Genomic DNA, 13,531 nt, shown 5'->3' on the forward strand with positions numbered 1-13,531 from the left:
AATCATTGTTACCAATGGAATACGAAAAAGATGAATCCTGTACAGTACAGGATTCATCTACTTGAAGTAGCATAAATTTTTTAAATGTCCTTACATAGGGTACATATTAATCGTCTTTTGGCTTTACCATGATTTTGAAGAAATTAGACGTCACAAAATTGCTGTATAACATCTGATCCGTTCAAAATAAATTAAAACAGAGTTTTAGAAGCGGTGCTCGAAGCTTGCGTGGGTACGAGACACTTCAAGTTTTATACTTACTCTTGCACCTCATGACCTTATAACTGCTACCATACGCCCGAGAAAAAACATTAGTCCCCCATGTCTGTCATCATTTAAGAAGCGCTTCATATTTGTAGCCCTCTAAAATGTCATGGTCTTCTTTGAACGTCCATTCTGGAATCGAAAGATGTGGATGTGACGCCAAATAGTGGTTGAGCATATCCCTCCCGAGCATGTAGTTGCTCCATCGCGGAATTTCTTTTTGATTGTTTCCGACTACGAAATCGCTAAATGTTGTTTCGTAGTGATTCACTAGACTGGCTATATGTCTCGCGGTCGCATCATCCATCGGTACGTTCCACGGAGGCGATACGTCTTTGACAATGCGATCGGCAAATGCATCCGCCTTCCCTTCCACGATGACCGACTTCAGGACCGAACTAATATTAAAGCCCGGTTGGTCATAAAGGATCAGATGATGGTACTCATGAGCCGTCGAATAAGCCAGGATTTCTTTGTCGAAGTCTGCATCGAGATACAACACGAAGACGTCTTTATAAGCTGCGCCGCCTACGCCGGCCATCGATTCACTCACAGAGGAGAATTCAGGGTTGAACGGTGCAAGGAACACCGTACTTTTCTTTTTCGGGAGTACTTGACTTGAGTCCGAGTAAGTCGTTCTAATGATTTCTGTAATTTCATCATGTCGCTGAATCAATATCTCAATTTGCTTCAACAGTTGTTGCTCGTAAGAAGTTGAGGTCAGCAAGAAGTTTCCTTTCAAATCGGCTGTAGAAAACTTCTCGTCTTCTCCGATTTCTTCTATGTAATCCAGAACAAATTTCTTAAATAATCGCTTGTTTTCTTCCATATCTTCGGTCTCAAGCGATGCGTTCAAATATTGTTGATATTGTGTATAGAGTGGCACAATCTTCAATTCGTTCGCTTCGTTGATTTCTACAGTTTCGATTGGGACGTCCACTTCTTTTCGCTTCGACTCTACCGCTTGCTCTTCATCAGTACATGCTACTAACAGAAATAGGGGGATGCAGCATAGAAAAACGACTAATCTTTTCAGTTGAACGACCTCCATTCTATGCTGTGATGATTCAGCTTCGAATCTTAATTTGTGAAATTACACCATACGATAAATTGAATACCTCACGTTAGCCAAAAAAGCTCAAGCGACGAGATAAACTGTACCGTTATGACTTTTTAATTATATTCAGCTCTGCTCGTTCATTTTTCCAATTATGAACTTTAGCACGAAAATGACTCCACCTAACACGACAGCAAAGGTACCAAGTGACCAGAGCATGTCAAACACTCGCATATCCATCCTATTCATCCTCTCCATTTAAAGGTTATTTAGATTCAAAATCTCGTTCACATCGTAGGTGTACATCGAATCGACTTCAAACACGTCGGTCCCTTCCATTCCTCGAGTGAAAAGTATTTCATCGTCTTCTCCGACCCAAACGTTCACCATCGCTTCCATCGTCGATTCAGACAGATTGTTCACGGTGATGACGTAGTCTGGTATGCCCATGACTTCCGCTTCAGACAGGGCACTCGTTTCAATCAGTTCCAGGAATCGTGCAATCTCCGCTTCGTCTGTGAACGGTTCACCCGAAAAGACGGACATACTCTCACCTACATACGTCTCAACGATGAGTTCATGATTATCTTCGCTACGTGTATTTAAAAATAAAAGTCCGACAATTAAAAAGAAGACTAGTCTTCGTCTCATCCATCCGCACGTCCCTTTGGTTTACTTGAACCGATTTTTAGACGCATCCCGATGCGCCGTCCGAAGCTCATGGTTCGTCACATGTTCTGGATCAATCAGCTCGAGCTTCCGGTTCACCCAGACCGACAAGAAAATGAATGGGATGAAGAGTGCGAGCAACATGATTGCGAAGACGACAAGCGAGCCTTCAATCGACCAAGCGATGGCGATGAAGATACCAAGCAAGATCACATTGGCGAGCACGATGCCGAACTCGATACGGACGAACTTTTGATAGCGCGCCTCGTCGTTAAACGTGAGCAGTAAGTTCATCCGGTGCCAAGCCCGATATAAACTTGGTAGCTGGGTCGCCATGATGATCACGGCGAACGTCGCCACTTTGATTTCTTGCGTGAAGATGAAGTAAAAGGCGATTCCTAAAATCGCGAACGTGAGCAAAAGCGCCGTCCGGTTCACGTTTCGGTCGTTCTCGACCATTTGTTTCAATCGTTCCTGCTTTTCAATCATAATTTTTCCCCCATTACGATGTCTTTCGTGTGCGGCGCTCGATTTGCGCTTTACTGAGTTCGGTCCCTGTCACATGCTCTGGGTCAATCGTTTTCAACTCACGGTCGATCCGGAAACCGAGCGTCATGAACGTGATGAGTCCGACAACGATGACGATGATAAATGTAAGCAATGTGATCCATCCGAGCATTGAACTCGTGATCAACATCAGGAGAAACACGAGATTCCCGACGGCCAAACCAAACTCGGACCGTACTTTCTGTTGATAACGGGCATCGTCGTTGAACGTGAGCAACAACTTCATGCGGTGCCAGCCTTTATAGAGCATCGGGAATTGTCCGACCAAGATGATTGGCAACAAGAGCAAAACCTCTGTCGTCATAAAATAAATGATGAACAGTGCGATGAACCCCATCGTCGGGTAAAGCGTCTGCTTTTGTCGCTTCTGGTCGTTCTCAAGCATCTGTTCAAGTCTTACGTCATGGTCAACCATCAAATCCTCCTAATAAAATATCATTTCCTTCTTTTACGAATCGATAGTGCAAAAGGTTTCATTCGACTTTAATATCGTTATCAAGAATGTACATCGTTTCGTCGTAGCGTTGTTTACTATAGTCGTCGTCTTGCCTGTGGAGCGTCTCAAAAAATGCTTCGAACAGTTGTTGATTTAAAGGCTTCCGTCGAATGATGACTTCTTGAATGACGCTTGTCGCCGTATCTCGTAACAGCTCGTGATCCATCCATGTCAACAGTTCACGAACGAGCTCATCCACTCCGAGCGAGTCCAATCCATTGAACCAAATTACCGCACCGTGCAATTTTTCTTTCGGTTCCTCGCTGTAAAGCAGACGTCGTGCATCGTCTAAGAGTGACTGCCTCTGCTTCACTTCAGCGACCGGTTCTGGAATCATTTCTGCATACACTCCCATGTCGACCGTCGTGAGCGCTTCGCTAAATTGACTGAACGAGTCGAACAAGACATCAATCTCTTCCGTATCCGTATCGATATAGGCAATCTTTGGCGTTGCTCCTTCACGGTAATCGAACACGAGGAAGAAATGTCCATCGCCTGCGAAGGCGATTAACTGGTCATCCTCGACACCCCATTCCGTCAACAAGGCTTTCGATTCGATTAACCCTTTGTGACGCCCCACCCCAGAAATTGAATCGACGAGGGCGATGTCATCTTGTCCATTCCATACAATCGGCAAATCGCGCTGTTCGACATATCCCCCGTTTTGGATACGAATCGCCTGGAGATAATCGTCCGGCAGTTTCACCCCGAGGCGCCCTTCCACTTCAATCAATACGTCGTCCGTTAATACGGGCAACCGGTTCGGGTCGTCCGGTATGTCGTTCCAAATGATCATTGTTCTCCTGCTTTCTTCATTCGTCTGTATTGGCGAATGTCTTGATTCGTCACATGCTCTGGGTCAATCTTTTTGAGTCGCTCATTCACCCACCATTCAAAATATAGGAATGGTAAAACGATTAGCGTACCAAGCAATGAATACGTTACGTTTTGAAAGTTTTGAATGACTGTGCCCCAAACAAATATAGCGAGCCCGATTACCGTCATGAACATGAATAAAAAGTTGATTCGAACATATTGGCGATACAGCTTATCCGAACTAAAGCGGAGCAATAGCTTCATCCGTAACCAGCCCTATAAGACCAGTACTGCGTAAATGACTACAAAGGCTACGAACACTTGAACGTTCGTCAACGTATACCGACTATGAAGATAGTAGGAGCTTAAGATGATGACGGAGACTAGCAGACCAAACAAACGAATCGATACTTGTTCAAACCGCATCAATTGAAGCAAGCGATTTGTATGCGCAACCATCACTTCTCGTCCCATTTCCGTTTCATCTGCTCCCGCTTCGTCAACCCGAACAGACTGTCGACGACGTGCTCGTCATCGATGCGTAGCAATCGTTTGTCGATCAACGTCGCAGCCAATAAATGGACGACCAATATGCTGACAGCCACGCTGCTGAGCGTCGATAGTTCAAAGAAGTTTAATTCATGTCCTATCATTAAACCGAACATGCCCCATAACATTGCAATGTCCCCAATCCCTTTTACTCGAATCAATCCTTGATACGCACGATTGTCATTGAACGACAGCTGCGTGCGCGTCTTTCTCGAGGACATATAGCTAAACGGCACCGCAATAGTCGTGACAAACAGAAACATCGCACTATGAGTTAGCGAAAAATTCCCATAAAACCATAGTCCTGCGGCTAAACCAATCAGACCGATTCGAAGCGCCGTGCCCATGCTAGACTGCTTTTCAGCCAATCCATATAGTTCTTCAGTCCGTTCTTTCCGTGTAATCATCCAATCTCCCCCTTTGAAACCAAATCCATCCATGACGCGTATATACAACTAGCATACCAATTATTAGGAGGGATTTCGATGGATATCCTCATTTTAGCCGTCTTGCTCGGCGTCGTCGGTTTTATTGTGACTCGTTCCTATACTTTATATCCGTCATCGTTCGAGGAACGCTCACTCATTCAACCGAACGCCTCGCACACGACAAAATGCCCGCATTGCCAAACCGTTGTGAGACGGCAGGAACACGGGCAAACTTGTACAAATTGCCATAAATCATTCTGAAGATCACCCTACTTGTTTTACCTGCTGGCGCGCGGTTATTTTCTTCCCACTCAACTGGAACAACAGCACCCCGCCGACGATCAATACGATGCCAAGCGCCGTCTTCCACGTGAACGGGATCGCCTCAAGTCCGAACCAGCCGAGCGTATCCCACAGCAAGGCGAACAAGATTTGCGACACCATGACAATCGAGATGGCGTAACTCGGACCGAGCTGCTGGACGCTTTGTGTCACACTCATGACGACACCGACACCGATGATGCCGCTGAACCAGTACCACGTCTCCATGTCACGTAAATCAAACAAACCGCCGCCTTCACTGATCAATCCGATGAAGAGCGAGGCGAGAAAACCAAGTGCGAGGACGAGCGTCGTCGTCGCCCAAGCCCCGACCCGTTGTTTCACGTTGGCGTTGAACGTATTCTGTACACAGACGAGCATGCCGCCCATGACCGCGAGCATCATTCCAAGTGCCATTGTCGTTCCCCCTCACTCATAAATACTCTCCCCTGCGGCAGCGATTAACCCGGCGCGATCGATGATTGCGATCGACCGACGATCCCGTTCGATCAATCCTTGTTCGACGAAGCGTTTGAGCGTCCGATTGACATGGCGATAACTCGTCCCGATCAAGTCGGCGATATCGGTCAACTCATCGACCGTCGACCCGAGCGCACGCTCGTCCGGCGTCATCGACAGCAAGTAGCTCGCGAGCCGGACGTCGACCGGGTAAAACAAGTTGAAACTCATCGACTGCGACTTCAACTCGAACTTTCTCGTGATCTCTTCTAACAGATAATGGAGCCATGCCACATCGTCCGCCGCGTGTCGGGCCAAATCGTCGAACCGGATGACGAGCATCTCGACCGACGTGACCGCCTCAACCGTATTTAAGTACGGAGTCCGGCGCACGTATTCGATGTCACCGATCAAATCGAATGGACGTTTGAACGACAGTACGAGGCGTTTACCCGTTGCCGACGTATGCGCCACGCGAATCTTGCCTTTGACGAGAAAATGAAGGTGGTGCGCGTCGTCACCTTGGGCGCAAATCGTCGCGCCCGGCTCGTAACGGACGAGCGTGAAGTGTTCGTGTGTCGCTTTTGGCAAGACTTGTAACTCTTGTTGCGTCAAATACTGTTCTAGCATCCGGTCCCCTCCTACCATTTCAACAAGATGATGCCGGCGACCATCATGGCGACACCGAGCAATTGCGACACATTCAACTCACGCCGCACCATCCCGAACCAGCCGCGCCAATCGATGACGAGCGCGAGGGCGAGCTGCGCAATCAGAAACAAGGAGATTGTCAACGTGACGCCGAGCTGATGGACGGCCGTCATGTTGCTGAACAAGATGAGGGCTGCGAACGCGCCACCCGACAAATAGATCGGGTGCACGTGTCGCATCTGTTTATACGTCCGGTCACGCACAGCCAGCATGACAAGAAGCGCCACGATGAAGCCGGTCATCTGCGTCAATGTCGCGGCTTGCCACGTGCCGATCTGTGAACTGATTCGTGCGTTAGCGACGCTTTGCAACGTTAAAAAGAAACCGCCGCTGATGGCGAACAAGACTCCGCGCATCGTATCCCCTCCTTATATGTTATGACAAACGGATCATCATGATGCCGAGCACCATGACGAGCAAACTGACGAGTTGAATCCCGGTCACTGGATTTTTGGCCGCACCGAACCAACCGAACCGGTCGATCAGCAGACTACCGCATAATAATCCGACAATGACGATGACGACGGCGATGCCGGTCCCAACCATCGGGACGATCAAGACGTTCCCGCCGATGAAGAGCGCGCCGATGATCCCACCAAGCCAAATCCACCACGGTTGTCCCGATAGCCCGCGCCATTCGACGCTCGGCCGGAGGATGAGTAAGATGAGGAGAAGTGCGACGATTCCGACGACGAACGAGACGAGCGCGCCTTTTAGCGCAGACTCGAGCACAGTCCCTAAATAGCCGTTGATGGCGGTCTGCATCGCACTCATCATCCCGGTCCCGATTCCGAGTAAACGCCAGACGTTCAAGTTACCGGTCTCCACCCGGTTCGCGATGACAAATTTTCCGCGGCGTCGATTGATCCAGTCTGTGAGTGCGACCGTCCCGACGACCCCTAGCAAAACAAGCAAGGCCCCAAACACGCGCCACGGTGTAAGGACGCTCACGGTCGAATTGAACCAACCGAAGTGATCGATTAACAGCCCCATCACGATCTGTCCAAAGATTGGCATGATGACCGTCTGGACGCTGCCGAGCCGTGGGAACAAGAGGATGTTCCCCGTTAAAAAAATAACCCCTAACAAACCGCCCGACCACATCCAGATCGGCTGTTGCTGAAAGATTGACGAGTCGAACCCGAATCCTTGTCCAGAGACAAGAAGGATGAGCGATAAAAAGGTCGTCCCGACCGCGAATGATAGGAACGAAGCGACAAACGGTGACCCGACGATCGAACGCAGACGCGAGTTCACGCTCGTCTGTATCGGTAGTAAGATGCCGATCACGAGTCCAATAACAATGGCTAACATATTTCGTTTCCTCGATTCTATGATGTAGAGCAAGTGATTATCTCAATGTACATCTCACTCATATAAAGTATAAAGGACCGATGTCCTGAATATAAAAAAAGAACCTTACATGGCGTAAGGTTCACTTCATCCCAGATATATTGTACCCTTCGATAATGTACTTTTGGAAAATCATGAAGATGATGATGATCGGTACGACCATGAATGTGGCTCCGGCCATCTGTAACGCATAGTTCCCACCGTGCTGACCTTGGAGGAGCGCTAGTCCGACAGACAACGTGTAGAGCGCTTCGTCGTTAGCGATAATAAGCGGCCATAAGAAGCTGTTCCAAGCTCCGATGAACGTTAAGATCCCTTGTACAGCCAAAATCGGTTTTGACATCGGCAAGACGATTGAGAAGAAAATTCGAAACTCACTCGCTCCATCCAAGCGGGCCGCTTCCAACATTTCCTCTGGAATCGTCGTCATGAACTGCCGGAACAAGAAGACCCCGAACGCACCGACGAGACCGGGGAGGACAATCCCCGTCATCGTGTTCGTAAGACCCATTTGATTGAGCATCAAATAAACTGGGATCATCGTAACCTGACCCGGGATCATCATTGTCGCCAAGACACCGATGAACAGGACGTTACTTCCCTTAAATTTATGCTTCGCAAACGCATAACCGGCCATTGCTGTGAGCAATAAACCGAAAAATGATGCAAGCACGATCAGGAGCGTGTTTTTCAAATACGTCAAAAAGTTTAAATTCACGAACAAGTTGATATAATGCTCGAACGTCACGTTCTCAGGGAAGACCGTCAGCGGTAACGCCAAGATTTCTGCGTCCGTCTTGAAGGACGAGACCACCATCCAAAAGAACGGGAGCAGGAAGGCCAGGCCTAGGAGCGTCAAGATCAGGGCGACGATCAACTGCGACAGCTTGGCTTTTCGTTTATGGTTCAAGTCGGGAAGTGGCGAGAATTTCTCTCGCTTCACATTCACGGCAACCGGTTTTTCGTTTGGAATCATGAATGTCCCTCCTTAATAGTTACTCTCGCTCTTTTGGAGACGGAACTGAATGAGTGTCACCGTGATGATCAAAATGAACAGCACGACAGACCCGGCAGCCGCATAACCAAAGTTACTGAGTTGGAAACCGTTGTTGTAAATAAAGAGTGCGAGCGACGTCGTCGAATTGAGCGGACCGCCTTCTGTCATGATGAGCGGTTCTTCGAAGAACTGGATCCAGCCGATCAGCGTCGTGACCGTTACAAAGAAGATCGCGTAACGGAGCAACGGAATCGTGATCTTAAACATTTGCTGGAACGTACTTGCTCCATCTAACGCTGCCGCTTCATAATACGTACGCGGAATACCTTGAAGCGCCGCTAAGAAGATAATCATGTTGATCCCGACCGCACGCCATACGGCGAGCATGATCAATGATAGTTTTGCGATAAACGGGTCTTGAAGCCACGGAACGTCTGGAAGCCCGATTGTGTTTAATATGAAGTTGAATAGTCCGTACTGCGGATTGAACAAGAATCCCCAGACGACTGCGACCGCAACAACGTTCGTGATTGACGGCATATAAAAGACGACACGGAACCATTCGAAGACTTTTCCGGTCCCGAAATTGATCGACATCGCAATCGCGAGTGAGAGACCGATGACGATCGGTACCCCAATGACGACATAAACGACCGTATTCAATAGCGCTTGAATGAACACTTCATCTTTGAAGATTTCGATATAGTTGGTGATCCCGATCCATTCAATGTTTGCCCAGTTCGCAATTCCCGCCAAGTCCATGTCCGTAAAACTCATGAAGAACGCGATGAATAGCGGCATGATTGAGAACATGAGTAACAAGAGAACGGTCGGCGCAACGAGCAAGTATGGCGCTCGATCATTAAGAAATTGTTTCATAAGGTTCTCCTTTAATTAAACGAGAGGGGGGCACCCCTCCGTTTATTTTAAAATCGATTTCGCTTTTTCTTGGAACACCTTAACTTCATCTTCTACAGAAGATGCGCCGCGATACATTTTCTCAAAGCTTTGCAAGTACGATTGCGCTACTTTTTCCCACGTTGTGATCATCGGCATCGGTTCAGCCGCTTCCAACTGTTCTCCGAACGCTTTGAGCTTATCATCATTTTTAAGTGTTTCGTTCTCTGCCCACGTCGCTTTCGTCGATGGGAGCGACTTCGTCATCTCCATCCATTCTGTCTGTGTTTCTGGCTTGCTCATGTGAGCGATAAATTTCGCAGCTTCATCTTTCTTCTCACTGCTTTCAAAGATACTTAAGTTCGATCCACCAAGGAACGAGATATTGTTTTCTTTCGCTGGAAGAACAGCTGTGCTCCACTTGTCTTCAATGCCAGGCATTTGATCGTTGATGATATTGATCATCCATGGTCCGCTGATGAACATTGGTACGTTCGGCTCTTCTGCTCCGAACGCCTGGACGACATCAAGCCCTAAATCGATTGGCGCATAGCCTTCTGTGAAGTAGTTTGTTAGATATTCCGCGCTTTCGATAAATTCCGGTTGATCAAAGAGCGGCTCTTGATTTTCTGTCAACAACTCTGAACCGTTTTGACGAGCGAACATGAACGACAACATTTGGTCGTTCGTATCTAACGTGATCCCGTACATGTTTTCGCCATCACGTTCCGACAATTTTTTCGAAGCGTCTTCTAATTCATCCCACGTTTTCGGCGCTTCTGGGTATCCTACTTTTTCGAGCGCGTCTTTCCGGTAGTAGAGAACGCGTGTATCGACGTACCAAGGTGCTCCGTAAAGGCCGTCTTCGAATTCAACCGTTTCGATTGAACCTTCATAGAAATTCGAAGGATCGAGCTCAGGGTAGTCTTTGACGAATTCTTTCATATCAGCGAGTGCGCCCGCTTCTACGAATTCAGGCATCCAAGATGTTCCCATTTGGACGACGTCCGGACCATTTTTCGAAGCGACCGCAGTCAACAGTTTATCGTGCGCCGTGTCCCAAGGGATTGCCTGTACTTTGACGTTGACACCTTCATTCTCTTTTTCATACTGTTCTGCTAGTTTCGGTAAAGCCTTGCCTTCTTCGCCCATCGCCCAGACCGTGATCGTATTCGCGTCATCGCCGCTCGATCCAGAAGAACATCCCGCCAACACACCTGAAATGATTACCGTGCCCGCTACCGCTGCTAACCCTAATTTTTTCATCTGAATTCCTCCGTTTCTCGATAATCGAAACGTTTCGATTATCATGTAAAAAAATAATGTTTATACAAAGGTTTACTGCAAAATCAACAGGTTAAACGTTTCTATAAACATTATAGTTCACAATGTATCCGCTTACAATACGTATTTTATTATTTATTATTTTTTTTTCGGATTGAGGCGTCTTTAATGAATTTTGACGGGATTGTCTGTTTTGAATTTTCCTTCGCTTCAATCAAATGGAGCAACGCACGAGCCGCCTTCTTGCCCCAGTCCGGCTTCGAGTAGCTGACACTCGCGATTCGAGGTTGAGTATAGTTGGTGATTTCAAGTTTATCAAAGCCAACGAGCGAGATATCTTCCCCGATCCGGAGAGAAAAGTTTTGCAAGACGTCATAAACCCCGAGTGCCATATCGTCGTTCAAACAAATAATGGCGTCGCCTTCTTGAATCACTTCAAGCAATTCACTCGCTGCCCGGATACCTGAACGTTTCGTAAACTCGCCGTTCCATTCTCGAACAGCGACTCCGGCTGCGTTTGCGCGATCAACGACGACTTTACGTCGTTCGACAGCATCATGGTTGCCGACCGGACCGTTCACCAGATGAATCTGATTAGGGTTCGTTTCCAAAATCGCTTCCATTTCTTGATTCATTCCAATTTGATTATCGAGTAACACACAACTGATGTTCGGATGTTCAATCTCACGGTCGAGCATCGTCAGCGGATGGCCTCGGTCCGCGAACTCTAAAATTTGTTCTTGGGTGAAACGATGCCCTAAGATGAGCGCCCCGTCTACCATGCGCTCAGTCATCAGACGATGTGATTCGGGACCGTTACAAACAATCAACTCATAGCCGGTATCAGCCAGCTCTTGGTTGATCCCTTTTAGTAACTCCCCGTAGAACGATCCGGAGTAGTCTCCGAGAAACGCTCCGATGATATGTGTTTTTCTTGTCTTTAGCGTACGCGCCGCGGCGTTTGGCACATAGTTCAACTCTTCGGCGATTTTAATGATGCGTTGCCTCGTTTTTTCTGTCACTTTCGGACTACCGTTTAGCGCATACGAAACGGTCGATATCGAAACGCCCGCCTCTTTTGCGATGTCTTTGATTCCTGCCATTTCCTCACTTCCTTCTGTCAAAAATTATAACATATGAACGCTTCATACGGCCGTAGCATTGGTGACTCGACCTGCTCTGTGGCAATCAATCGATCCCCGCATTCAACCGGTATCGGTACCGTGTCCGGAGACAGATTCACGACGACAAGGAGTGGTGTCTCCTCCGCGAGGAAGCGGCGATACACGTACAGATGATCTTCGGTCGTAACGAGTTCATACGCCCCGTCACGCAGCACCCGATTCGTCCGCCGCAGCGCAATCAGTTCCCGATACAAGTGAAGCAGACTCGTTTCATCCAAGCGCATCGTCGAGACGTCCCTACCTTCGTCGTGGCGAACCGACCGAAGCCACGGTGTTCCCGTGCTGAACGTGTCCACTCCTTCGCCCCATGCCATCGGAAGCCGTGCATGGTCACGTCCTTTCATTCGAACGGCATCAAGCGTTCCACCCGTCCGTAAATAATTTAGCGTCTCGACGTCTTGATAATCCTCTGGCGCGATCATCCCGTTCGTCATGCCGACCTCTTCTCCTTGATAGAGGAATGGGATTCCTTTCAACCCGTATAAGAGGACCGCGAGCATTTTCGCCGCCCGCTCGTCACCGTCATACCATCTTGAAATGGCGCGCGGCTGGTCATGATTGTTCCAGAAAAGGCTATTGCATCCCTCGGCCGCGAACGCCCGTTGCCACGTGTCGAGCGTGGCTTTCAGCCGCGACGGCTCGAACGGGGCGAGCTTCCATTTGCCTTGCCCTGCTTGTTCGTCAAGGGCACAGACTTCAAAGTTGAAGACGACGTCTAACGAACCGTCCCGTTGCAAAGCTAGAATTTCGTCCGGGGTCAAACCGCCCGCTTCCCCGACAAGCAATAAGGAAGAAGTGTCAATTTGCGCCACTAAATCTTTCAAGTAACGGCGCATCAACGGGAAGTCGAGCCACTGCTTGCGGTCGACGTCTTTTCCGATCAAATCGATGACGTCAAAACGAAAACCACTCACCCCGCGCTCGGCCCAAAACGCCAAGACGCCCGCCATCTCCGTCCGTACTTGCTCATTCCCCCAATTCAAATCCGGTTGCTCCGGGGCGAACGCATGGAAATAGTACTGGCCCCGGATCGGTGAGTACGTCCACGTTCCGCCCCCAAAGAACGAGCTCCATTCGTTCGGTGTATCTCGCCAAATGTAGAAGTCGCCGTATGTGCCTTCCGGCTCACGCTCGGACTGGATGAACCAGTCATGCTGATGCGACGTGTGGTTGGCGACGATGTCCATCATGATGCCGATCCCTCTATCTTTCGCTTTTCGGATCAACTCGTCCATATCTTCCATCGACCCAAACATCGGGTCGATCCGCGCATAGTCCGCGACGTCATAACCGTTATCGTAACCGGGCGAGACGTATACCGGATTCAGCCACACCATGTCGACCCCAAGCCATTCCAGATAGTCTAGACGCCCGATGATGCCTCTTAAATCACCGATTCCATCACCGTCGCTGTCTTGAAAGCTCTTCGGATACACTTGATAGACCGTGTTCATTTGTTTTGCGTCCATATGCTCCTCC

The 13,531-nt window shown here is 48.6% G+C and carries 17 protein-coding genes; 1 reads left to right on the forward strand and 16 read right to left on the reverse strand.

Going from position 1 to position 13,531, the window contains the following annotated elements; genetic code table 11:
• Window positions 1–331 precede the first annotated feature (331 nt).
• From EVJ22_RS11290 to EVJ22_RS11320, 7 genes are all read right to left on the reverse strand, one after another.
• Window positions 332–1,204, reverse strand: a complete 873-nt coding sequence (locus EVJ22_RS11290) for a DUF2268 domain-containing putative Zn-dependent protease (protein WP_233589697.1) — start codon at window positions 1,202–1,204, stop codon at window positions 332–334.
• Window positions 1,205–1,579: 375 nt separating this feature from the next.
• Complete coding sequence (locus EVJ22_RS11295; RefSeq protein WP_071398972.1) at window positions 1,580–1,972, reverse strand: hypothetical protein; 393 nt, start codon at window positions 1,970–1,972, stop codon at window positions 1,580–1,582.
• A gap of 21 nt (window positions 1,973–1,993) precedes the next feature.
• On the reverse strand, window positions 1,994–2,479 hold the full coding sequence (locus EVJ22_RS11300) for a hypothetical protein (protein WP_071398973.1): 486 nt from the start codon (window positions 2,477–2,479) through the stop codon (window positions 1,994–1,996).
• A 13-nt stretch (window positions 2,480–2,492) separates the two neighbouring features.
• The gene (locus EVJ22_RS11305; protein WP_071398974.1) at window positions 2,493–2,972 is read right to left on the reverse strand and encodes a hypothetical protein; all 480 of its coding nucleotides are present in this window, start codon (window positions 2,970–2,972) and stop codon (window positions 2,493–2,495) included.
• A 58-nt stretch (window positions 2,973–3,030) separates the two neighbouring features.
• Window positions 3,031–3,849 carry an SMI1/KNR4 family protein gene (locus EVJ22_RS11310; RefSeq protein ID WP_131443938.1) on the reverse strand — a complete coding sequence of 273 codons (819 nt, stop codon included), beginning with the start codon at window positions 3,847–3,849 and terminating at the stop codon, window positions 3,031–3,033.
• Window positions 3,846–4,133, reverse strand: coding sequence for a hypothetical protein (locus EVJ22_RS11315; protein ID WP_131443939.1), 288 nt, complete (start codon window positions 4,131–4,133; stop codon window positions 3,846–3,848). Before EVJ22_RS11315 ends, EVJ22_RS11310 begins: the two co-directional genes overlap by 4 nt.
• A gap of 194 nt (window positions 4,134–4,327) precedes the next feature.
• Window positions 4,328–4,825, reverse strand: coding sequence for a hypothetical protein (locus EVJ22_RS11320; protein WP_131443940.1), 498 nt, complete (start codon window positions 4,823–4,825; stop codon window positions 4,328–4,330).
• A gap of 78 nt (window positions 4,826–4,903) precedes the next feature.
• Between EVJ22_RS11320 and EVJ22_RS11325 the strand changes: the two genes are divergently transcribed.
• The gene (locus EVJ22_RS11325) at window positions 4,904–5,107 is read left to right on the forward strand and encodes a hypothetical protein (protein ID WP_131443941.1); all 204 of its coding nucleotides are present in this window, start codon (window positions 4,904–4,906) and stop codon (window positions 5,105–5,107) included.
• A gap of 3 nt (window positions 5,108–5,110) precedes the next feature.
• Here the strand turns inward: EVJ22_RS11325 and EVJ22_RS11330 are convergent, their stop codons facing one another.
• The 9 genes from EVJ22_RS11330 to EVJ22_RS11370 all read right to left on the reverse strand — a co-directional run bounded on the left by EVJ22_RS11330 (window position 5,111) and on the right by EVJ22_RS11370 (window position 13,521).
• The gene (locus EVJ22_RS11330; RefSeq protein ID WP_071398979.1) at window positions 5,111–5,584 is read right to left on the reverse strand and encodes a DMT family transporter; all 474 of its coding nucleotides are present in this window, start codon (window positions 5,582–5,584) and stop codon (window positions 5,111–5,113) included.
• Between the two features lie 12 nt (window positions 5,585–5,596).
• Window positions 5,597–6,256 carry a Crp/Fnr family transcriptional regulator gene (locus tag EVJ22_RS11335; protein ID WP_071398980.1) on the reverse strand — a complete coding sequence of 220 codons (660 nt, stop codon included), beginning with the start codon at window positions 6,254–6,256 and terminating at the stop codon, window positions 5,597–5,599.
• An 11-nt stretch (window positions 6,257–6,267) separates the two neighbouring features.
• Entirely contained in the window at window positions 6,268–6,693 is a 426-nt protein-coding gene (locus EVJ22_RS11340; protein WP_131443942.1) for a DMT family transporter, read from the reverse strand.
• Between the two features lie 19 nt (window positions 6,694–6,712).
• The gene (locus tag EVJ22_RS11345) at window positions 6,713–7,651 is read right to left on the reverse strand and encodes a DMT family transporter (protein WP_131443943.1); all 939 of its coding nucleotides are present in this window, start codon (window positions 7,649–7,651) and stop codon (window positions 6,713–6,715) included.
• 121 nt (window positions 7,652–7,772) lie between these two features.
• Window positions 7,773–8,666, reverse strand: coding sequence for a carbohydrate ABC transporter permease (locus tag EVJ22_RS11350; protein ID WP_016510018.1), 894 nt, complete (start codon window positions 8,664–8,666; stop codon window positions 7,773–7,775).
• 12 nt (window positions 8,667–8,678) lie between these two features.
• Window positions 8,679–9,566 (reverse strand): carbohydrate ABC transporter permease, encoded by an 888-nt coding sequence (locus EVJ22_RS11355; RefSeq protein WP_131443944.1) that lies wholly within the window; start codon window positions 9,564–9,566, stop codon window positions 8,679–8,681.
• A 42-nt stretch (window positions 9,567–9,608) separates the two neighbouring features.
• The gene (locus EVJ22_RS11360; RefSeq protein WP_131443945.1) at window positions 9,609–10,850 is read right to left on the reverse strand and encodes a sugar ABC transporter substrate-binding protein; all 1,242 of its coding nucleotides are present in this window, start codon (window positions 10,848–10,850) and stop codon (window positions 9,609–9,611) included.
• A 149-nt stretch (window positions 10,851–10,999) separates the two neighbouring features.
• Window positions 11,000–11,971: a LacI family DNA-binding transcriptional regulator gene (locus EVJ22_RS11365; protein ID WP_131443946.1), complete on the reverse strand. Its 972-nt coding sequence runs from the start codon at window positions 11,969–11,971 to the stop codon at window positions 11,000–11,002.
• 17 nt (window positions 11,972–11,988) lie between these two features.
• Complete coding sequence (locus tag EVJ22_RS11370) at window positions 11,989–13,521, reverse strand: alpha-glucosidase (RefSeq protein ID WP_131443947.1); 1,533 nt, start codon at window positions 13,519–13,521, stop codon at window positions 11,989–11,991.
• Between the last annotated feature and the right edge of the window lie 10 nt (window positions 13,522–13,531).

The sequence above is a fragment of the Exiguobacterium sp. SH0S7 genome, from assembly GCF_004337195.1.
GTDB classification, from domain to species: domain Bacteria; phylum Bacillota; class Bacilli; order Exiguobacteriales; family Exiguobacteriaceae; genus Exiguobacterium; species Exiguobacterium aurantiacum_A.